Source organism: Mycobacterium sp. SMC-13 (assembly GCF_045311035.1).
Classification (GTDB): Bacteria; Actinomycetota; Actinomycetes; order Mycobacteriales; family Mycobacteriaceae; genus Mycobacterium.
The window spans coordinates 117,966-139,126 of the sequence record NZ_JBJIAI010000014.1 but is presented as its reverse complement, the minus strand read 5'-3'; the positions used below and the strand labels follow the sequence as shown (position 1 = coordinate 139,126).

19 protein-coding genes and 1 pseudogene are annotated in these 21,161 nt (G+C 68.8%); 3 read left to right on the top strand and 17 right to left on the bottom strand.

What is annotated here, in order from left to right; translation table 11 throughout:
• Positions 1–149 precede the first annotated feature (149 nt).
• From ACJH6I_RS20710 to ACJH6I_RS20675, 8 genes are all read right to left on the bottom strand, one after another.
• On the bottom strand, positions 150–1,226 hold the full coding sequence (locus tag ACJH6I_RS20710) for a lysophospholipid acyltransferase family protein (protein ID WP_406774324.1): 1,077 nt from the start codon (positions 1,224–1,226) through the stop codon (positions 150–152).
• A gap of 15 nt (positions 1,227–1,241) precedes the next feature.
• On the bottom strand, positions 1,242–2,360 hold the full coding sequence (locus tag ACJH6I_RS20705) for an SDR family oxidoreductase (protein ID WP_406784438.1): 1,119 nt from the start codon (positions 2,358–2,360) through the stop codon (positions 1,242–1,244).
• Positions 2,361–2,399: 39 nt separating this feature from the next.
• A complete protein-coding gene (locus ACJH6I_RS20700; protein ID WP_003402602.1) occupies positions 2,400–2,501 on the bottom strand; it encodes a 30S ribosomal protein bS22 in 102 nt (33 codons plus the stop codon).
• A gap of 226 nt (positions 2,502–2,727) precedes the next feature.
• On the bottom strand, positions 2,728–2,952 hold the full coding sequence (locus ACJH6I_RS20695) for a cell division/environmental response transcriptional regulator (RefSeq protein WP_029105159.1): 225 nt from the start codon (positions 2,950–2,952) through the stop codon (positions 2,728–2,730).
• Positions 2,953–3,091: 139 nt separating this feature from the next.
• Entirely contained in the window at positions 3,092–3,955 is an 864-nt protein-coding gene (proC, locus tag ACJH6I_RS20690) for a pyrroline-5-carboxylate reductase (RefSeq protein ID WP_406784437.1), read from the bottom strand.
• A gap of 29 nt (positions 3,956–3,984) precedes the next feature.
• A complete protein-coding gene (locus ACJH6I_RS20685) occupies positions 3,985–4,830 on the bottom strand; it encodes a sugar phosphate isomerase/epimerase (RefSeq protein ID WP_293015550.1) in 846 nt (281 codons plus the stop codon).
• Between the two features lie 11 nt (positions 4,831–4,841).
• Complete coding sequence (locus ACJH6I_RS20680) at positions 4,842–5,999, bottom strand: FUSC family protein (protein ID WP_406784436.1); 1,158 nt, start codon at positions 5,997–5,999, stop codon at positions 4,842–4,844.
• On the bottom strand, positions 5,996–6,982 hold the full coding sequence (locus ACJH6I_RS20675; RefSeq protein ID WP_064858693.1) for a Ppx/GppA phosphatase family protein: 987 nt from the start codon (positions 6,980–6,982) through the stop codon (positions 5,996–5,998). Before ACJH6I_RS20675 ends, ACJH6I_RS20680 begins: the two co-directional genes overlap by 4 nt.
• 25 nt (positions 6,983–7,007) lie before the next feature.
• Between ACJH6I_RS20675 and ACJH6I_RS20670 the strand changes: the two genes are divergently transcribed.
• Positions 7,008–7,826: a hypothetical protein gene (locus ACJH6I_RS20670; protein ID WP_406784435.1), complete on the top strand. Its 819-nt coding sequence runs from the start codon at positions 7,008–7,010 to the stop codon at positions 7,824–7,826.
• Between the two features lie 22 nt (positions 7,827–7,848).
• On the opposite strand, the gene regX is transcribed toward ACJH6I_RS20670, so the two are convergent.
• The 7 genes from regX to ACJH6I_RS20635 form a co-directional block, all read right to left on the bottom strand.
• Entirely contained in the window at positions 7,849–8,535 is a 687-nt protein-coding gene (regX, locus tag ACJH6I_RS20665) for a response regulator transcription factor (protein ID WP_212814598.1), read from the bottom strand.
• Positions 8,532–9,749 carry a cell wall metabolism sensor histidine kinase WalK gene (locus ACJH6I_RS20660; RefSeq protein WP_212807064.1) on the bottom strand — a complete coding sequence of 406 codons (1,218 nt, stop codon included), beginning with the start codon at positions 9,747–9,749 and terminating at the stop codon, positions 8,532–8,534. Before ACJH6I_RS20660 ends, regX begins: the two co-directional genes overlap by 4 nt.
• Positions 9,750–9,872: 123 nt before the next feature.
• Positions 9,873–10,625 carry a phosphoglyceromutase gene (locus ACJH6I_RS20655; protein WP_346415937.1) on the bottom strand — a complete coding sequence of 251 codons (753 nt, stop codon included), beginning with the start codon at positions 10,623–10,625 and terminating at the stop codon, positions 9,873–9,875.
• A gap of 157 nt (positions 10,626–10,782) precedes the next feature.
• On the bottom strand, positions 10,783–11,289 hold the full coding sequence (locus tag ACJH6I_RS20650; RefSeq protein ID WP_318986614.1) for a YbjN domain-containing protein: 507 nt from the start codon (positions 11,287–11,289) through the stop codon (positions 10,783–10,785).
• Positions 11,286–12,572 (bottom strand): D-inositol-3-phosphate glycosyltransferase, encoded by a 1,287-nt coding sequence (gene mshA, locus ACJH6I_RS20645; protein WP_318986615.1) that lies wholly within the window; start codon positions 12,570–12,572, stop codon positions 11,286–11,288. Before mshA ends, ACJH6I_RS20650 begins: the two co-directional genes overlap by 4 nt.
• 98 nt (positions 12,573–12,670) lie before the next feature.
• Entirely contained in the window at positions 12,671–14,617 is a 1,947-nt protein-coding gene (locus ACJH6I_RS20640; RefSeq protein WP_318986616.1) for a GMC family oxidoreductase, read from the bottom strand.
• Positions 14,618–14,655: 38 nt separating this feature from the next.
• A complete protein-coding gene (locus tag ACJH6I_RS20635; protein ID WP_318986617.1) occupies positions 14,656–16,077 on the bottom strand; it encodes an aldehyde dehydrogenase family protein in 1,422 nt (473 codons plus the stop codon).
• A gap of 147 nt (positions 16,078–16,224) precedes the next feature.
• On the opposite strand from ACJH6I_RS20635, the gene ACJH6I_RS20630 reads away from it, so the two are divergent.
• Positions 16,225–17,448 carry a helix-turn-helix domain-containing protein gene (locus tag ACJH6I_RS20630; protein WP_318986618.1) on the top strand — a complete coding sequence of 408 codons (1,224 nt, stop codon included), beginning with the start codon at positions 16,225–16,227 and terminating at the stop codon, positions 17,446–17,448.
• A gap of 58 nt (positions 17,449–17,506) precedes the next feature.
• Here the strand turns inward: ACJH6I_RS20630 and ACJH6I_RS20625 are convergent, their stop codons facing one another.
• The gene (locus ACJH6I_RS20625) at positions 17,507–18,793 is read right to left on the bottom strand and encodes an ROK family transcriptional regulator (protein ID WP_318986619.1); all 1,287 of its coding nucleotides are present in this window, start codon (positions 18,791–18,793) and stop codon (positions 17,507–17,509) included.
• Positions 18,794–18,988: 195 nt separating this feature from the next.
• Here ACJH6I_RS20625 and ACJH6I_RS20620 point away from each other — a divergent pair, with 195 nt between their 5' ends.
• The gene (locus ACJH6I_RS20620) at positions 18,989–19,750 is read left to right on the top strand and encodes an SDR family oxidoreductase (protein WP_226519664.1); all 762 of its coding nucleotides are present in this window, start codon (positions 18,989–18,991) and stop codon (positions 19,748–19,750) included.
• Positions 19,751–19,844: 94 nt separating this feature from the next.
• On the opposite strand, the pseudogene ACJH6I_RS20615 reads toward ACJH6I_RS20620, so the two are convergent.
• A pseudogene (locus ACJH6I_RS20615) lies at positions 19,845–21,131 on the bottom strand (Ig-like domain-containing protein); the annotation flags it as partial.
• Between the last annotated feature and the right edge of the window lie 30 nt (positions 21,132–21,161).

The following is a 21,161-nucleotide window of genomic DNA, read 5'->3' as shown; positions in this document are numbered from 1 at the left end:
CACCAAAGAAGCCCTACGATGCCTCAAACGCCACCTCAGCCGAACCGTCTACCGCAGCCTCCACACCGACCTGCACCCCAACCGATCACACCAAAAACCCGAAACACCACTCGCTGCTTGACATAGGAGCAATGGCCGCTCGCGGTGAACTACAGGAACGTGCCGCGGCGGTTGGCCAGCAGCTGGTACAGCGTCTGCTGGATGGTGGCGCGCACCTGGTCGGTCAGCTCGAAGGTGATCATCGGGTCGTCGGCGGCGGACTCGTCGTAGTCGGCCGTCGAGATGGGCTCGCCGAACTGGATGTACCACTTCGACGGCAGCGGCAGCAGGCCGATAGGCCCGGCGAGCGGGAACAGCGGCGTCAGTGGGAAGTACGGCAGCCCGAGCAGGCGGGCCAGCAGCTTCACGTCGCCGATCTTGGGGTAGATCTCCTCGGAGCCGACGATCGAGCACGGCACGATGGGCGCACCCGAGCGCAGCGCCGCCGAGACGAAGCCGCCGCGGCCGAACCGCTGCAGCTTGTACCGGTCCTTGAAAGGCTTGCCGAGCCCCTTGTACCCCTCGGGGAACACGGCGGTCAGCTCGCCGGCCTCGAGCAGCCGGTGCGCGTCGGCGGTGCAGGCCATGGTGTGGCCGGCCTTGCGCGCCGCCTGTCCCACCACCGGCAGGTCGAAGACGAGGTCGGCGGCCAGCAGCCGCAGATCCCGATGCTTCGGGTGTTTGTCGTGCACGGCGACCGACGTCATCAATCCGTCGAACGGCAATACGCCCGCATGGTTTGCCACCACCAATGCGGCGCCGTCATCGGGCAAATTCTCGATGCCGGATACCTCGACGCGGAACCACGAATTGAAAAGTGTTCGCAGCAACGGAAGAAAGACCGCATTGTTGAGATGCTGGTCGAAACCGAATTCGTCGACACGGTAGTCGCCGGTCAGTCGCTTGCGGATGAAATCCGAAGCGGCACTTATGCGTTGGGCCAGTTCATTGGGCCCCTCGTCGGCCGCAGGGCCGGCCGCGGCAAACCGGTGCTGGTCGATCTCACGGACCACGGCAGCAATCTGCTCGGCCGATGCGCGAGTCCCGGGGTCGGTCAACAGCGAAGGATGTCGCAGCGTTGCATCCCGTTTCGACGCCCGACGTTGCGCGGCAGCGCGTGTCGAATTCGAATGGAGCGGAATGACTTTGGCTTTAGATTCGCCCGCCACGTCAATATCTCCCACCATCAAAAACTTGCGAAATCAGCGTCCCCACCGCTGCGCTGCGGCCACTGCACGACGCTCCACTGAGCGTACCCATCCTGGGTCGATAATGGGCGTCAGCGCGCGGCCTGAAACGTAATCGTCAAAAGCCTCCATGGTCGTCCACTTTGGGGTATAGCCGAGTTCCCTCGTCATCCGTGTGGTGTCCATGACCCGGCCGTAGCGCATGTAGTCGGACTGTTCGCGGTCCAATTCGACACCCGCGGTCGCCCGTCGCCACGCGTCCAGCGCCCACATCGTGGGGCCGGCGAGCGGCAACCCGATGCGGCCGGACCGGCGAATGGCCTGGCTCATCAGGATGACGCCCGATGCCCCGATGTTGAAGGTGCCGGCGCGTCCCACCAGGGTGGCACGTTCCAGCGCCCCGAGGGCGTCCTGCTCGTGCAGCAGTTGCAACCGGGCGTCGTGCCCGAAGGCGGTCGGCACCAACGGGCCGGCAAGGTACCGCGACAGCGCGGTGTCCATGGCCGGGCCGATCATGTTGGCCAACCGCAGGATGGTGACCGCGATGTCGGGTCGCCGCCGCGCGAGACCGCGCGCGTAACCCTCGATGTCGATGCTGTCGCGGGCGAAGCCCTCCCCCGGTGGCCGGCGGGCGCTGCTGTCCTCGGTGAACATCACCGGATCACGCGGGCTGGCCCCGTAGATCTCCGATGTCGACTTCAGGATCACCCGGCGGACCGAAGGTGCCTTCTGACAGGCCGCGAACAGCTGCATGGCGCCCATCACGTTGAGCTCTTTGAGCGCAGCGCGACCGGATTGCGGCACGTATGACGCCGCCGCCGCGTGGACGACGGTGTCGACGTTGCCGTTCCGGATCACCTTGGCGATGAAGGGATTGCGGATGTCCGCGCGGACGAACTCCGCGCGGCCCATCCGCCGCAACATGTCCTTGCTCGGCGTGATCGCGTCGACCGCGATCACGTGCTCGATGAGCTGGTTCTGAGCGAGTCTGGCTGTCAGATATCCGCCCAGGAACCGGCACGCACCCGTGACCAGCACCACCTTGGGGTGGTGCAGGGTCTCGGGGATGTCCGGGCCGGAATCGCTTCCGCCCGGCGTTGTGGGCCGGCTTCCGGGGCGTCCGTCGGCATCCATTTGGTCAGCCTAGTGGGCGACGCAAACGAGCGCTGAGAACTACTTACCGAGTTTTCTGCGCTGAACCCGAGTGCGACGAAGCAGCTTGCGGTGCTTCTTCTTCGACATGCGCTTACGCCGCTTCTTGATGACTGAACCCATAGACTTTGAAGTCTCCGCTACTAGACGTCGATCCGTGAAGATCGGTGTGAAACCAACCCCGCCACTTTACCCGGCGGGGTTTCCCGTCACGAAAACGCCTGCTGGATACGCCCGCTCAGCAGCGATTTCGGCGTGCTCTGTCGCGCTAGCGAGACAGAGCACGCCGAAATCGCCGAATCGGTGCTGCGCACGCAAGGTACGCAGCACTCAGCCGAGCGCGCGGAGACTAACCCGCGTCGTGGTACGAGGACTCGAGGAGGTCGTGCACCGCTTTGGCGTGCACCCGAAATGATCGGCCGACACGCACCGCGGGCAACTCCCCGTTGTGTACCAGCCGGTATACCGTCATCTTGCTCACCCGCATAAGGCTCGCAACCTCGGCAACAGTCAGGAACTGCGTTCGTGGCTGATCGCCACCGTCACGCGCCGATGGCCCGTTCATAGACGTCATCGCAACCCAATCAATCAGGCACGGCCAGCTCCAGCGGCTTCCCCTCCGCTGGCACCAACGCGTGCTTACGAGAAGGAGAATAGCGTGGCCAATGTGGTTATTGCGACGGGTGTGGGGTAATCAATCTGAAATCTTAGAACTACTCAGATGTAATTCTTAGCTGCTCAGACCGTGTTTTTGCGGCTTCGACGGCACTCGCGACGGCAGACCGCAGCCCACCCCGTTCGAGTTCCCGCAGACCAGCGGCGGTCGTGCCGCCCGGAGAGGTCACCGAGGCCCGCAATTGCGCGGCGCTGGTGTCGAGCGGACCGACCACGGAACCGGAGCCGGATTCCGTCATCCGATCGAGCAACATGGCGGCCGCACCGGCCATCGTCTGGGTCGCCAGCTCGGTTGCCACGGGCCGCGGGAGGCCCGCCGCGACACCCGCGTCGACGACCGCCTCGACCATCAGGAAGAAGTACGCGGGGCCCGAACCGGACACCGCGGTCACCGCGTCCATCTGCTTCTCCGGCACCGTCAGCACCGCGCCGACGGCGGAGAAGATCTCCGACACCTCGGCCAGCTGCGCGTCGTTCGCGAACCGGCCCCGCGACAGCGCCGTGATGCCCGCACCGACCAGCATCGGCGTATTCGGCATGGCCCGGACCACCGGCGCACCGGCGGGCAGCTTGGCCTCGTAGAAGGACGTGGGGACGCCCGCGGCCACCGACACCACGACCTGCTCGACGCTGCTGCTGTCGGCGTCCGCGGCCGCGTCGGCCAGGGTCTCGACGACGCCCTCGACGGCGTCGGGCTTCACGGCCACGATGACGTAGGCGGCGTTCTCCGCGGCATCGGCGACATCGGTGACCCGGACGGAGTACTTCTCGGCGAGTTGCGCGGCGCGGGCCGGATAGGCCTCCGCGACAACCAGATCCTTGACCTGCCGCCCTGACTGCAGCAGCCCCGCCAGCAGGGCCTCGCCGATATTTCCGCCACCGATGATCGCAATTCTCGCCACGGGAGACAGCATGCCAGGACGGCGGCTGGTCAGCGCAGCAGGTGCCGACGCGCGAATTCGAGCGACTCGACGAGCAGCGCCTCCCGCTCGGCGTTGTTGCGCGCCGCCGACGTGGTGACCTCCAGGATCACGTGCCCGGAGAACTCACTGGCCGCCAGCATCTGACAGATCTGCACCGTCGGCTGGCTGCCGCGCCCGGGCACCAGATGCTCGTCGGTGGACGCGCCGTTGCCGTCGCACAGATGCAGGTGCACCAGCCCCTTGCCCATCCGCCGCGCCATGTCGACGGCATCGGTGCCCGCCGTCGCCGAGTGCGACAGGTCCAGGGTGTAGTGGGCGTGATTGCCGTCCAGCGGGTCGTAGGACGGCGCGAAAGCCGAGATCCCCGGTCCCGGGGTACCGCCACGCTTACGCATCCGCTCGATGGACGGCTGGCCGGTGCCGAAGAACCGGTCGGTGCGGAACGGGAACATGTTCTCGACCGCGACCAGCACGTCGCTCGAGGCCTCGAGCTCGGCGACCTGATCCGAGAAACCCTCGGCGTACCGGCGCTGCCACCGGAACGGCGGATGCACGACGACGGTCTGCGCACCGAGCTGCTCGGCGGCCCGCACGCTGCGTTCCAGCTTCGGGATCGGGTTGGAGCCCCACACGCGCTGCGAGATCAGCAGACACGGCGCGTGCACACTGAGCACCGGGACGCCCCAGCGCTGCGACATGCGCTCGACGGCGTCGATGTCCTGGCTGACGGGCTCGGCCCACACCATCAGCTCGACACCGTCGTAGCCGAGGCGGGCGGCGTACTCGAAGGCAGCTTCGGTCCGCAAGGGATAGACCGACGCGGTGGACAGACCTACCTTGATGGCGGGACGCACAGGCCTCCGGTTCAGGCTGAGTAGAGCAGTGCCAAGGGTCCGAACGTGACCAGACCGCCGACCAGAATCGCGATCAGCGTACTGGCCAGGTCGTGATCCTTCCGGATCACCCGGATCCCGGCGACCAGGCCGAGGATCACCAGCATCGACAGCATCAGCGCCACGATCTGGTTCCAGCGCCACAGTTGGTCGAACGCGAAGAACATGCCGGCGCCGAACGCGACGGCCAACAGGCTCTGCCCGACGACCCAGGCGCCGCGCTTGAGGCCGGACCCGGACTTCTCGTCGTCCTCGTGGTCGGCTTCGTCGTGGTCGGCTTCGCGGCCGATGGCTTCGTGGTCGACGTCCTCGTCGTGCACGTCGTGGTCGGCGACGAGCTCTTCCCGCCGGGTGTCCTCGTCGGCGGCGAAGCCACCGAACAGGGCGTCGTAGCGCTCGCTGCGGCCATTGCGTGACGGCGCACGCGGCGCCTCGGGAGCCGCCTCGGCCGCCACGGTGTCGTCGACGACGGGCACGGCCCCGGTGTCGAGCTTGGCGACGGGCTCGGCGTCGGTGAGCGCGAGCAGATCGTCATCGATGTCGGCGTCGGCCGGTACGTCCTCGTCGACCGGGTCGGGGCTCATCTCCTCGGCGCCGCGGACCGGCTTGAACGACCATCGGAAGGCGGGCTTGCGCGACGGCGCCACGAACTCCAGCGGGTCGGCCTCGGCGTCGCGACGGCGCAGGTGGTCCTCGTAGTCGTCGACCGCGGCATCGGCGGGCGCGGGCTCGACGATGTCGGTGTGCAGCATCTCGTCGTCGACGACGTAGTGGGCGCCGGTGTCGTCGGGCTCCATCTCGTCGGCCGCGGACGGCGTCTCGTCCTCGACGGCGACAGCCGCCTCCTCGACCTCGGCTTCCGGCTCCAGCTCGGCGACCGGCTCCGGTTCCGGGGCGGATTCGGGCTCGGGCGCCGGCTCCGCTGCGGCCTCAGCCGGCTCTGCGTGCAGCGTCTCCGGCCGGATGATCGGGATTTCGCCGGTCAGTTCGGCGACCGTCACCGCGTCGCTGTTCCCCCGCCGGCGACGCCGGCGGCCACCGACCGGCGGCGCACCGATGGTGCCGTTCTTGGCCAGCAGCTCGGCGACCGAGATCGGTCGCGTCGCCGAGAAGTCGTCTGAATCTGTCATCGTGTCTCGCCTTTGGCGGGAGCCAATCCCGCGAACGTTTCCACCAAGTCGGTTCCATCGGCTTCGCTGTCGAGTTTCCGCAGAATGACACCCTCCCGCAACGCCCACGGGCAGATGTCCACCGCGTCGAGCGACAGCGCTCGCATGGTCGCCTCGGCCACCAACGCACCGGCCACGATCTGTGGCGCGCGGTCGGCACTCACCCCTTCCAACTCGGCTCTGTCGGCCGTGGTCATCCTAGAGATGAAAGATATGAGCTGTCTGAGGCCGGCGGCGGTCAACGTGCGCTTCACGCGCGGTCCGGCGCCCGACGGTGCCGCACCCGTGAGCCGGGCCAGCGACCGGAAGGTCTTCGACGTCGCGACCGCGAGCTCGGGGGTACCGGCCGCGAGCACCTTGGCCGCCGAGGCGGAGATCTCGTTGTCCAGCCAGTCGCGCAGCACCGCCACGCGCCGGCGGCCGGGCGGATCCTCCTGCAGCCATTCGCGCGTCAAACGGCCCGCACCCAGCGGCATCGACAGTGCGACATCGGGTTCTTCGTCGATGCCGCCCGAGAGCTCGAGCGAGCCGCCACCGATATCGAGGTTGATGATGCGGCCCGCGCTCCAGCCGTACCAGCGGCGCACCGCCAGGAAGGTGAGACGCGATTCGTCGACCCCGGACAGGACCTGCAGCTGGACGCCGGTCTCGGCCCGCACCCGCGCCAGCACCGCCTCGGAGTTGGTGGCATCCCGGACCGCAGATGTGGCGAACGCCATAAACTCCGCGCACCCCGAGCTGGTGGCGATCTTGGCGAACTCGTCGACGGTCGCGACGAGGCTGTCTGCGCCCTTGCGGGTCAATTTGCCGGTGTCGTCGATCGCCTCGGCAAGGCGCAGTGAGGCCTTGGTCGAACTCATCGGGGTGGGGTGCCCGCCACGGCGCGCGTCGACCACCAATAGATGAACGGTGTTACTGCCCACGTCGAGGACGCCCAATCGCACGGAAACCACGGTAACGGGTCTACGGTTGCGTGCTGTGACCGCATCGCAGATCAGTCCCGGCGAGCCTTCGAAGCCCGGTTCCCACGAGGTGGGACTGGACTTTGCCCGCGAGTGGGTGGAGTTCTTCGACCCCGACAATCCGGAGCATCTGATCGCCGCGGACATGACGTGGCTGCTGTCGAAATGGACCTGCGTCTTCGGGACACCGGCGTGCCAGGGCACCGTCGAGGGCCGGCCCGACGACGGCTGCTGCAGCCACGGCGCCTTCATGGCCGATGACGACGACGTCGCGCAGCTCGAGGAGTCGGTGAAGCTGCTGACCGACGAGGACTGGCAGTTCCGGGAGAAGGGCCTGGGCCGCAAGGGCTACCTCGAGATGGACGAGTACGACGACAAGCCCAACCTGCGGACCCGCAAGTACAAGGGCGCGTGCATCTTCCTGAACCGGCCCGGTTTCGCCGGCGGCATCGGCTGCGCCCTGCACAGCAAGGCCCTCAAGCTCGGCGTCGAGCCGCTGACCATGAAGCCCGAGGTCTGCTGGCAGCTGCCGATCCGGCGCACGCAGGACTGGGTGACGCGGCCGGACGGCACCGAGATCCTGCGGACCGTCGTCACCGAATACGACCGGCGCGGCTGGGGCGAGGGCGGCCACGATCTGGTCTGGTACTGCACCGGCGACCCCGCCGCCCACGTCGGCGCCCGGCCCGTGTGGGAGTCCTACGGGCCCGAACTGACCGAACTGCTCGGCGCGAAGGTGTACGCCGAGCTGGCGGCGCTGTGCAAGCGCCGGGCCGGGCTCGGGCTCATCGCCGTGCACCCGGCCACCGCGGCGGCAGACAAGTAACCGCGAGGACTTGCGCCGGGAGCTAGCCCTCGAGCTTGTAACCCAGCCCGCGAACGGTGACGAGGTGCACCGGGTTGGCCGGGTCGGCCTCGATCTTGGACCGCAGCCGCTTGACGTGGACGTCGAGGGTCTTGGTGTCGCCGACGTAGTCGGCGCCCCAGACCCGGTCGATCAACTGGCCGCGCGTCAGCACCCGCCCGCTGTTGCGCATCAGGTACTCGAGCAGGTCGAACTCCTTGAGCGGCAGCGTGATGGCGTCGCCGTTGACGGACACGATGTGCCGCTCGACGTCCATGCGGACCGGCCCGGCCTCCAGCACGCCGTCGGCGCCGACGGTGTCGTCGGACTCACCACCGCGGCGCAGAACGGCGCGGATGCGGGCGATGAGCTCGCGGGCCGAGTACGGCTTGGTGACGTAGTCGTCGGCGCCGAGTTCCAGGCCGACGACCTTGTCGATCTCACTGTCCCGCGCGGTCACCATGATGACCGGCACGCCGGACCGCGAGCGCAGCTGCTTACAGACGTCGGTGCCGCTCATACCGGGCAGCATCAGGTCCAGGAGCACGATGTCGGCCCCGGCCCGGTCGAACTCGGCCAACGCCGACGGACCATCGGTCACGACGGTGGCCTCGAAACCTTCCTTGCGCAACAGGAACGCCAAGGGATCGGCCAGGGACTCCTCGTCCTCCACGATCAGCACACTGGTCATTGGTTCGGTCGCCCTCCTTGTGATGGCAATGAGTGGTCGTCTCCCTCGTCGACATCCACGTCGTCCGAGTCGAGATAGGCCGGAATCGACAAGGTGAATGTCGACCCGGTTCCCGGCTGACTCCACAGCCGGATGGTTCCGTTGTGGTTGGCCGCAACGTGTTTGACGATGGCCAGCCCCAGCCCGGTGCCGCCGGTGGCCCGGGACCGCGCCTTGTCGACGCGGAAGAATCGCTCGAAAACCCGCTCCTGATCGGCCTTTTCGATACCGATGCCACGGTCGGTCACCGCGATCTCGACATTGTCGCCGTAGCGGCGCCGGCTGATCGATACCTGGGAACCCTTGGGCGAGTAGGAGATTGCGTTGGACACCAGGTTCGCGAGCGCCGTCGCCAGCAGGGTCTCACTGCCCAGCACCTGGTAACCGCGGGGCGCGTCGGTGGTGATCGCGATATCGGCGTTGTCGGCGGCCACCTTGTGCCGGGAAACCACCTCGGCGACAACGGAATCCACGTCGACCGCGTCGAGGTGCGGCAGCGGCTCGGCGCCCTGCAAGCGGGACAGCTCGATCAGTTCACCGACCATGTTGGCCAGCCGGTTGGACTCGGTGACGATCTTCTCGGCGAACCGGTTGACCATGTCCTGGTCCTCCGACGACGCCAGCAGCGCCTCGGCCAGCAGGCCCATGGCACCGACCGGCGTCTTGAGCTCATGACTGACATTGGCGACGAAGTCGCGGCGACTGGCCTCCATGCGGGCCTGTTCGGACTGATCGTTGACGTAGACCACCGCGAAGCGGCCGTCCTCTTCCGTCAGCTGCCGCGCCAGACCCCGCACTGCCAGCCGGGACCGGCCGGGGTTGGCCCGTTTGGCCGGCGACAGGTCGAACTCGACGTCCTCGCCGGTCGCGAGGGTCCGCTGCGCGGCCTCCCACGCCCGGTCGTCCAGCAGCCGGTCCCGCACCAGACCGAGGTCCTTGGCCAGGCCGTTGGTGTAGACCACGTCGCGGTAGGTGTCGACGACCGCCATGCCCAGTGGGGACATGGACACGATGTGCGCGAACATCTCGGACACCGTGAGGCCGGACTGCTCGGCGGCGCGGCGCTCGCGGCGCTCGTTCAGCCGCGGCACCCACCGCATGCCGATCGCGATGCCCAGGGCCAACGCGAGCAGCGCCGTGGCGGCCACCAGAGGCAGCGCGTACGACAAGCTCACGGGCAAATCGTACGCATCAGATGAACGCCATCCCAGCAGCGAGCGGCCGGATCGGTACAAGTCACACGTACAAATCCAGGTGTTTCACTGGTGTTAACCGCTGTTCACCAGCTGTTCGCGGCGTCAGTGCTGTTTGGCGCCCTGCGCGGCGACCGCGGCGGCTCCCGCGGCGGCTGCCTCGGGGTCCAGGTATTCGCCACCGGGCACCGTCGGCTTCAGATTTTCGTCCAGTTCGTACCGCAGCGGGATGCCCGTCGGGATGTTCAGGCCGGTGATCTCGTCGTCGGACATGCCGTCCAGGTACTTCACCAGCGCGCGCAGCGAGTTGCCGTGTGCCGCGATCAGCACGGTCTTGCCGGCCTTGAGGTCGGCCGCGATGGTCTGCTCGAAGTAGGGCACGAACCGCTTGACGACGTCGGCGAGGCATTCGGTCAGCGGCGCGTCGATGCCGGCGTACCGCGGGTCGCCGTCCTGGCTGTAGGTGCTGCCCTTCTCGATCGGGGGCGGCGGGGTGTCGTAGCTGCGGCGCCACGACATGAACTGGTCCTGGCCGTACTTGGCCAGCGTCTCGGCCTTGTCGAGGCCCTGCAGCGCGCCGTAGTGCCGCTCGTTGAGGCGCCAGTCGCGGTGCACGGGAATCCAGTGCCGGTCGGCGGCGTCCAAAGCCAGGTTGGCGGTGGTGATCGCGCGGCGCAGCAGCGACGTGTACAGCACGTCCGGCAGCACACCCTGCTCGACCAGCAGCTTTCCGCCCCGGACGGCCTCGGCCCGGCCCTTGTCGGTGAGGTCGACGTCGACCCACCCGGTGAACAGGTTCTTCTCGTTCCACTGGCTCTCGCCGTGACGCAGCAGGATCAAGGTCGGCATGGCCTGCATCTTCTCACGTGCGGGTCTTTGGCTCTCCTCGCACCCGGGAGCCAGCGCTGAGGCGCGCTGACACTGCGGCGGCCGCGGAAAACCCGAGGGAGCCGAGCCCTCGACGCAGCCTCAACGAGTACGACGCGCGACTGCGGGCTCTGTCTCCGCAGCAGCCCTACTCCGGCCGCAGGTGCTCGAACGCCTTGAGGTTCTTCAGCGACTCCCCGCGGGACAGGCGCCACTTCCACTCTTTCTCGATCGACGAGCGGAACCCCAGCTCGAGCAGGGTGTTGAAGTCGAAGTCGACGGCCTCGATGACCTGGCCCATCAGCCGGTCGATCTCGTCTGGGGTCACCGCATGCAGCGCCATCCGGCCCACCAGATAGATGTCGCCGATGTTGTCCAGCGTGTAGGCCATGCCGTACAGCCGCCGATTGCGGCGCAGCAGGTACTTGTAGACGCCCTCGAAGTTCTCGTCGGGCTTGCGGCAGACGAATGCCTCCAGGCGCACGCCGTGCTCGCCCACGCTGAGCAGCGTGTTGGTGGTCAGCCGGCGCTCACCGGGCAGCGCCACGACGATGCCGGGCCGGCCGTGCACTCCCCCGTCATGGTGCGAGAAGTCGAGTTCGTGTGCGCGCAGGGTCTCTTCGATCAACTGCGTGACCGTGGCGGCAGTCGTCATGCGCGCACGCCCCGACGGATCAGGAACCGGCGGCTGCGGCGGGCCGCGGAATCACGCCGGGGACGACGGCCGCGGTAGTCGGCGATCGCCCGCGTGTAACCGGCCAGCAGCGCGTCCACGGTGTGGGCCCACGAGAACGTCGCAGCGTGCTGTAAAGCGCCGTCGCGCAGGGATTCCGGACCCATTTCCAGCGTCCGCCCGATGGCGTTGGCCCAGTCGACCGGATCGTGGCCTTGCACCAGCACGCCGCTCACGCCGTCGCGCACCGCGACAGGCAGCCCGCCGACAGCGGCGGCGACCACCGGCGTCCCGCAGGCCTGCGCCTCGACCGCGACCAGGCCGAACGACTCCGAATAGCTCGGCACCGCAACGAGATCCGCGGCACGGTAGACATTGACCAGCTGGTCACGGGACTGCGGCGGCAGGAATGTCACACGGTCGGTGATACCCAGCTCGTCGGCGAGGGAAACCAGGCCGTCGGGTACGGCCAGGCCACTGCCCGACGGACCGCCGGCGACCACGACGCGCACGTCGGGCAGCTTGGCCGCCGCGCGCAACAGCACGTCGGGGGCCTTCAGCGGCTGGATGCGGCCGACGAAGGCGACCACCTGTTCGTGGGGCGAAAGCCCCAGTGCCGCACGGGCTTCGGCCTTGTCGCCGGGCGTGAAGGTCGTCAGGTCGACACCCGGGTAGGCCACGTCGATGCGGGCCGGGTCCGCGTGGTGCAGCGAAACCAGTTGCTGCGCTTCGTCTTCGGTGTTGACGATGAGCCGGTCGGCGGCGTCGACCACCTGCTGCTCACCGACCGCGCGCAGCGCCGGCTCCGGGGTATCGCCTTCCGCCAGCGACAGGTTCTTCACCGCGGCCCACGTGTGCGCGGTGTGCACCAGAGGCACGGCCCAGCGGTCCGAGGCCAGCCAGCCCACCTGCCCCGACAGCCAGTAGTGCGAATGCACGATGTCGTAGTAGCCCGGCTCATGGTTGGCCTCGACGCGCAGCACGCCCGCCGTGAAGGCGCACAGCTGCGTCGGCAGGTCGTACTTGTCCAGGCCCTCGAACGGGCCGGCGACGATGTTGCGTACCAGGACGCCGGGGGCCACCCGGACGACCGGGGCGTCGGTCGACGACGTGGCGCGGGTGAAGATTTCCACCTCGACGCCGCGACGGGCCAACTCGAGGGCGCTTTGCAGGACGTAGACGTTCATGCCGCCGGCATCGCCGGTGCCCGGTTGGGCCAGCGGCGAGGTATGGACCGACAGGACGGCGACACGCACGCCCTCCATCCTTACACCGTCGCTTCGGGCGCCCGCCGTCCGGTGGTCCGAGCTGGGCATTTTGGGGACGCTCGCGGGAAGTACCCCAGGCCGGGACGGTGGGGCACCTAGAGCATGTTGGTGGCGGTGCGGCGGGCGACGGCCATGACGGTGATCATGGGGTTCACGCCGGAACAGGTCGGCATGGCGCTGGCGTCGGCGATCCACACGCCGGGGGTGTCGTGCAGCTCGCCGGACGGCTTGGCGACCGACGTCTGCGGGTCGGTGCCCATCCGCGCGCTGCTCATCTGGTGGGCGCTGAACACCGGGGTGCCGCCGGGTCCGATCGGCAGCTGGTTGACCTTCGCGATGAACGCCTCCAGGTCCTCGCCGCGCTGCCACGGCGCGAACGGCTGGCCCGCCGCGTAAATCTGCTGCGCGCCCGCGGCGGCGTGCATCCGGATGGACGTCTCGATGCCCTCCCGGAAATGGCGGCGGTCGAGTTCGTCGGTGAACGGGTACCAGTGCACCGCCTCCCCGTCGGCGTCGATGGTGACGCTGCCGTCGCCGCGGTCCTTGACCAGGACGACCCAGTCGGCGCGGTTCTGGTACTGCCGGGCGAGTTCCTTGTGCTGTGCGCCCGACAGCCACGGGACGGTAGCGGTGAACAGCCCGGGCAGGTGCTGCACGCATTCGATGAGGTAGCCGTGGCCGTCGTGGGCCTCGGCGAACTCGTTCATCACGCCGGCCATGGCGGGGCCAGACCAAGGGTCCTGGCGGTCGTCGTAGATGCCGCTGACCAGGGTCGCCGGGTGCAACCGCAGGCCGGTGCCGACGGCGGGGCCGCCGATGCCCGAACGCAGCAGCAGCGCCGGGGTCTCCAGACTGCCCGCGGCCGCGACCACCTGCGGGGCGTTGATCAGCACGCGGTGCGCGGCGCCGGTCGCCGGGTCGGTGTACGTCGCCTCGACGCCCGCGGCCACCCCGTCGCGCGTGACGATCCGGTGAGCCCGGGTGTCGGGCAGCACCTGGGCGCCGGCGTCGGAGGCGTCCTGCAGGAACGTCTTCATGGTGCCCTGCTTGGCCCCTGTCTGATCGCCCATGCCGCTGTAGCCGACCAGTGCCGGGTCGAAGCGTTCCGGGTCGATGTTGAGCTGCGCGACGCCGTACGAATAGTCCAGTGCCGCGGCGCCTTCCGACAGGCGTTGGTGCGGTTCGTTCTGGACGGCGACCTTGTCGCAGCAGCCGATGCGCTCGAACACCGCGGCCAGGTGCTCGTCGAACGACGGGCCGGTGACGTCGGTCAGCCCGTACTCCTCGGCCCAGGTCTTGCGGACCGTGGCCGGCGTCAGCAGCGAGTTGGACCAGTTGACGGTGCTGCCGCCGCCGACCGTCGACCCGGCGGCGATCGAGACCATGCCGTCGGCGCTCGGGAAGAAGCCGCCGCGCAGGAACAGGTTGTGATAGGCGACGGGCTCGAGCTGCACGAAGTCCGATTCGTTGCGGTAGCCGCCGGCTTCCAGGACGATGACGCGCTTGCCCGCTGCGGCCAGGACCGCAGCGGCAACGCCCCCGCCCGACCCGGATCCGACGATGACGACGTCCGCGTCGAGCGTCGTATCCGCCGACGGGGTGATGACCGACAGCGTCTTCGGCGTCTGCGGCGGCTGTTGCGCCGGGCCGGGGTACCCCATGCCCGCCCACAGCGGGTTTCCGTTCTCGCCGCCGGGCAGGCTGTAGGAGAACAGCACCGACAGCGTGTACAGGGCCGTCATGGCCGCGGTGGTCTCGGGCGAGATGCGCGACAGGTTGCCGACGATGACCTCGCGCACATTCAGCGGCTGGTTGTTGAGGCCGACCAGCTCGGCGGTGTCCAGCAGCTGCTGTAGCCCGGCGAACTGCTCGGCGGGCAGCTTGGTCGTCAGGTACTGCTCGAGCACGGCGTCGGTGCCCAGGTCACTGCCTTTGGCGGCGAAGAATCCGGTGGGGTCGTCGTCGCGCGGCACCGCGGCGACGTAGGTGTCGACGATGGACTTCAGGGTCGCGCGCTGTTTGGTGGTGAATGCGTTGGCCATGGGAGTTGCTTTCGAAAGTCGTTGGGGATAGGGAAGTTTCAGGGCAGCTGCAGGGACTTGGTCTCGAGGAATTCCTCCAGGCCCCACTTGCCGAATTCGCGCCCGTTCCCGGACTGGCCGTAGCCGCCGAACGGGGCATGGATGTTGAAGGCGCCGTCGTTGATCTGCACCTGGCCGGACCGCAGCCGGCGGGCCACGGCGATCGCGCGCTCCCGGTCCGCCGAGTACACGCCGGCGTTGAGCCCGTAGATGCTGTCGTTGGCGAGGCGGACGGCTTCGTCCTCGTCGTCGTAGGCCTGGATGACGAGGACGGGCCCGAAGATCTCCTCGCGCACGATGGCCATGTCGGGTGTGCAGTCCGAGAACACCGTCGGCCGGACGTAGAAACCGCAGTCGAGGCCGTCGGGTGGGGTCGGGCCGCCGGCCACCAGGCGCGCACCTTCGGCGATGCCCTTCTCGATGTAGCCGACGACGCGGTCGCGCTGTACCGCGGACACCAGCGGGCCCAGTTCGGTGGCCGGGTCGAAGGGATCGCCGACGCGCAGCGCCTCGGTGCCGGCGCGCGCAATCGCTTCCACCTCAGCGACTTTCGCGCGCGGGACGATCATGCGGGTCAGCGCGATGCACGTCTGACCGGAGTTGAGGAAGCACCGGGTCAACCCTTCCCGTACGGCCTCGACGAGGTCGGCGTCGTCGAGCACCACCAGCGCGGACTTGCCGCCGAGTTCCAGGCCGACGCGCTTGACGGTCTGTGCGGCCACCGCGCCGATGCGGCGGCCCGCGGCCGTCGACCCCGTCAGCGACACCATGTCCACCTGCTCGTGCGCGACGAGCGTCTCGCCGACCCCCGGGCCGGTGCCGGTGACCAGGTTGAAGACGCCCGGCGGCAGGCCGATCGCATCGAACACCTCGGCCAGCACGTAGGCGTTGAGCGGCGCCACCTCGCTGGGCTTGAGCACGACGGTGCAGCCCGCAGCCAGCGCCGGCGCCACCTTGGCGGCGATCTGGTGCAGCGGGTAGTTCCACGGCGTGATCGCGACGACGACGCCGATCGGCTCACGGACCACCAGCGAGTTGTAGACCTGCTCCTCGAACGGAAAGCTCAGTGCCACATCGGCGATCGACACGAACGACTGCACCGGCAACCCCGCCTGGATCACGTTGCTATACGCGAACGGCATGCCGACCTCTTGGCTGATCAGCGTGGCGATCTCGGTCTGCCGACGCTGCAGTTCCTCGGCCGCCAGCTTGAGGTACCCGGCGCGCTCGGCGACCGACGTCGCCGCCCACCCGGGAAACGCGGCGCGCGCCGCGGCCACTGCCGCGTCGGCATCGTCGGCGTCGCCCAGCGGGATGGTCGCGATGACGTCCTCGGTGGCAGCGTTGACGACCTCGAATCGCTCGGTGCCGATCGACGGCTGCCACCGGCCGTCGATGTAGTGCGAGTCGTGTTCGATCATCGGGTTGCTCCTGTCAGGGATCGTCAAAGATTTGTCACTGCGACCTATGCCATTGCCAGGGTGCGATGTGATGCCCGCCATATTCTTGGTCTGGCGGGACAACGAATCGCGCGACGTTGTTCGCGCGGACAAATGAGGAGCGAATGCATGCGGACCGATCCGGCCGTGACGGACTGGCTGGCGCAGTTCGCCGAGGCGTCGGAGCACCGGGAGACGCTCGACCACCTGGTCACCGTCGTCGATGACGAGATCACCGAGGCGTTGCCGATGTTCACGGACCCGACGCTGCGCCGCGATCTCGATGCGAGCACCCGCTCGAACTGGAAGGGTTTCCTCGCCGTCGTGACGCGCGACATCGTCGACGTGCGACCGGCACCCGAGATTTACGATCTGGCGCGGACCCTCGCCCGCCGCGGTTACGAACTGCCGGTGCTGCTGGCGGTCTACCGCATCGGGCAGCGGTCCGCGTGGCAGTTCATCACCGAGACGCGGGTCGCCGCCATCGGTGACCCGGAGCTGCGCGCGGCGGTGCTGATGCAGCTCTGGCCGCGGCTGGCGGGCTGGCTGGACACCATGGTCGAGGCGCTCATCGTCACCTTTTCCGACGAACGCGACCAGTGGCAGCGGGGCGCGCGGGCCCGGCGCGCCGAAACCGTCCGGACCATCCTCGCGGGCCAGGCCGTCGACATCGACGACGCCACCACCGCGCTGTCGTATCCACTTCGCCAGCGGCACACCGCATTTGCGGTGTGGGTCGACGAGCCGGTGGCCGACGCCGACGTGCAACGGCTACTCGACGCCACCCCGGTCACCGTCAGCGCGGCCCTCGGTGCCGGCCGGCCGCTGACGATAACCAGCGGAGCCCGTACCGTGTGGTGCTGGTCGGCCACCGCCGGACCGTCGAAACCCCTGCCCGACAACGATATTGCCGCACTGCCCGAGTTCGTCCACGTCGCGCTCGGCACGTGCCATCCGGGTGTCGACGGATTCCGCCGCAGCCATGCCGAAGCGCTCGCCGCCCAGGCGGTGGCGCACCGCCGCGGCGCCGGCGCAGTTCGTTATGACGACGTCGAATTGGCTTGCCTGGCAGCGGGTATCGCGGGCGAAGACGGCATGGCCACATTGGTGCGACGGGAACTGGGCGCGCTCGCGGCGGCCGACGACGGGGCGGCACGCCTGCGAGACACGCTCCGGCTCTATCTGGAGCACGCGGGTGACGCCCGGGCCGTCGGCGAAATCCTGAACCTGCACCCGAATACCGTCCGCTACCGCGTCCGGCAAGCCGAAGGGCTGCTCGGGCACTCCGTCGACCACCGCCGCGTCTACCTCGAACTGGCGCTGCACATCGTCAGCGCCTTCGGCGCTGTTTAGGCCGCGCGACGATCAAGCGGCGAGGAACGAGCCGCGATGAGGAGTGCGGCAAATCGGATCAGGCGGCGCGCAGGGCGCGGCGCATGGCGCCGATCGGGTCGGCATACAGCCCGCCGAGGGACACCACTCCGGCGCCGGCCTCCTGCACGCGGTTGCCGAACGTGGTGACGCGAATGTCCCTGACGCCCAACACCGTTCGCTCCGCGAACGCCTGCTCGACGAGCGGCAGACCCTCGGGGTACTCGGAGAAGGCCTGGCCGCCGACGACCAGATCATCGGGGTTCAGCAGGTCGCGCAGCAGCGCCACCGCACCACCGAGCACGCGGGCCCGTTCGGCCAGCAGTTCGACGGCCGCGGCGTTGCCGGACCGCGCGGCGCGCAGCACCGCGGCGATGGTCGACGACGGTCCGTCCGCCGGCACGATCCGCTGCTTGCGGGCGGCGGCCAGCACGGCCTCGTCGCTCACGGTGGACTCGAGCCGGCCGCTGCCGCCGAGCAGTTCCGACTGCGCCGGCAGGCCCGAGATGGTGCCGGGGCCGCTGGCCGGCGAGTGCACCTTGCCGCCGATCGACAGCGCGTAGCCGACGGTCTCGCGGGCGTACACGTACAGGCTGGTCATGGATTCAGACGAGGCCTCGGCGCCGATCTTGCCGCGGCGCGCGCCCAGCAGCAGTTCGGCGCCGGCCATCGCATCGACGTGCGACGCCAGCGACACCGGCAGACCCAGGGTCTGGGCCAGCACCGGGCCGACGGGCGCGTCGACCCAGCCGAGGCGCGGATGGTCGACGTGACCGGTGGCGCTGTCCACCACACCACCGGCGGCGACGCCGACCCACAGCGGGCGGCGCCGGTGCCAGCGGCTCAGGTAACGCTGCGCGCTGCCGGCCAGCGATGCCAGCGCGGCGTTCTGGTCGCCGCGCGGCGTGGGCGTCTCGACCACGTCGAGGGTGCGGCCGAACAGGTCGGTCGCGACGATCGCGGTGGTGCGGGCGCCGACGTGCAGGCCCAGGGTGAGGAACGGTTCGTGGTTGACCTCGACCGGGATGCGCGGGCGGCCGATGGCGCCGGCGACGGCCAGGTCGGCCCGCTCACGCAGCATCCCGGCGTCCAACAGGGCCGTGACCTGGCGGTTCACCGTGGCAATGCTCAGGCCGGTGGCCTGCGCGATCACGTCCCGGGCGATGGGGCCGCGCAGCCGGGCCGCGCTGAAGACCGAGCCGGCGGCGGCGTCGGCGACGCGGAGCGACGGGGCGACGATGTGGTGCCGGGCCAGGAGGGTGCGCTTGGCGTGTGCGGCAGAGCGGACGCCGGAGGGGGCAGAAACGGTGGAGACGGAAGCAGGCATTTGGGTGTCCTAGGGAAGAAGTCGGGCTGGTGGATCCTGGGGCCACACCTGCCGACAGCTAGGACGAAGATATCCGTGTCGTGAGTCAGGCGCAGCGCGAAGCGCGACAACAACAACACGAACGCCGCACAGCGACGCCGGATGCCTGACTGATGATCACGGAAGGAACTTAGCACGCCCACTAAGGTCGGTCATATGCCAGCTGACGAACGCTCCGTACGCGTCGCGGTGGTCACCGGCGCCAGTTCCGGAATCGGCGCCGCCACCGCGAAAACCCTTGCCGCCCTTGGTTTTCATGTCGTCTGTGCGGCCCGCCGCGCGGACCGGATCACCACCCTCGCAGCCGAGATCGGCGGCACCGCGGTTGTGACGGACGTCACCGACCAGGAGTCGGTGGACGCGCTTGCGGCCCAGGTCAGAGGCCTGGGACCGGTACACGTCCTGGTCAACAACGCCGGCGGCGCCAAGGGTCTGGCGCCTGTCGCGGAGGCCGATCTGGAGCACTGGGACTGGATGTGGCGGACCAACGTGCTGGGCACCCTGCGGGTGACGCGCGCGCTGCTGCCCGCGCTGATCGATTCGGGTGACGGACTGGTCGTCACCGTCACGTCCATCGCGGCACTGGAGACGTACGACAACGGCGCCGGGTACATCGCCGCCAAGCACGGCCAGGGCGCGCTGCACCGCACGCTGCGCGGCGAATTGCTGGGAAAACCGGTGCGGCTCACCGAGATTGCGCCCGGCGCCGTCGAGACGGAGTTCTCGCTGGTGCGGTTCGACGGTGACGCCGAACGCGCGGACGCGGTGTATCAGGGCATCACGCCACTGGTCGCCGAGGACGTCGCGGAGGTCATCGGTTTCGTGGCGTCACGGCCGCCGCACGTCGATCTGGACCAGATCGTCATGCGGCCGCGCGACCAGGCGCCCTACAGCCGCTTCAGCCGCCGGCCGCAGTAGTCGTCGTCGGGGCCGGCAGGCTCGAAGTCGAAGTCGAAGTCGACGTCGCTGTCGAGGTCGTCGTCGAGGTGGACGACGACGTCGACGGGGCGGTCGACGACGTAGTGGCCGGGCCCGTCGGCGGCGGTGTCGTCGTGGTCGTCGGCGTACCCGAATACGTCGGTGCGTCGGTCGGGGTGGCCGGCGCACTCTGCGGGATGGACGTCTCCGGCGGTGCGGCATTGGCCGGCGGCAACGCGGACATCGACACCCAGGTGGCCCAGTCGACGGCCCAGTCCCAGATGTCGCCGTCGGCGTAGGACAGCTGGATCGACGTGCCCGTCACCTCGACCGGGTCGCCGTAGATGGCGGTCTGGAAGTACTGCTGCGCGTTGTCGGTCGACAGGTTGATACAGCCGTTGGTGACGTTGGTGTTGCCCTGCGCGCCCGAGCTGGCCGGGTTGGCGTGGATGAACTCACCGTTGTTGGAGATCCGCACGGCCCAGCGTTCGTGGACGTTCGAGTAGCCGGCGGCCGGGTTGGACATCCAGAAGTCCGCGTACTTCTCGGTGACGACGTGGATGCCGCTGCGCGTCACGTTGCGCGGCTTGTCGGCCTCGCCGTAGCTACACGGGAAGTCGAACAGCACGCCGCCGTCGGTGATCACCTGGATGCGGTGGCTGGTCGCGTCGGCCTTGACCACCTGGCGCCGGCCGATGCTGATCTCCAGCGTGCTGTCCTGCGCGCCGTAGGCGTCGTCGCCGAACGGGACGCCGTACAACTTCGCCGAGACGCTGACCTTGGTGCCGGGCGGGTAGTACTCGCGCGGCCGCCAGTGCATGCGCGCGCCCTCACGCTCGTCGGGCAGCCAGGCCCAACTGCCCTCGACCGGCGGGTCGGTGACGACCTTGACGTTGCGCTCGACCGAGGCCTTGTCGCTGATCGAAGAGTCGAACTGCAGGATGATCGGCGCCGCCACGCCGACGGTCTGCCCGTCGGCGAGCTGGAACTGGCCGTTGACCTGCTTGGTCGGGTTGACGGTCGTGAACGTCGCGGACACCGGCACGGACTTGCCGTCCCGGCCGACGACGGAACCGGTGAACGTGTACGTCGCGCCGAAGCCGAGCGGCTCGGCGGCGTTGAACGACGTGCGGTCCTTGTTGAACACCGCCGCGACGACCTTGCCGTCGCCGTTGGTCAGCGTCAGCTTCTGGAACCAGCCGTCGGTGACATCGACACCGACGCTGCTGGTCGGCACCACATCGGTGGCGCCGTTGGCGGGCCGGTAGGTGATGACGGGCGCCGCGGTCTCTTTGGCAGGGGCCGAAGAACCAGATCCGTTCGATTTGTCGGAGCACGCGGCGAGCACGCCGGAAGTGCCGACGGCAATCGCGGTCAGCATCTGTCGCCGGTTCACACTCACAGGTTCGAA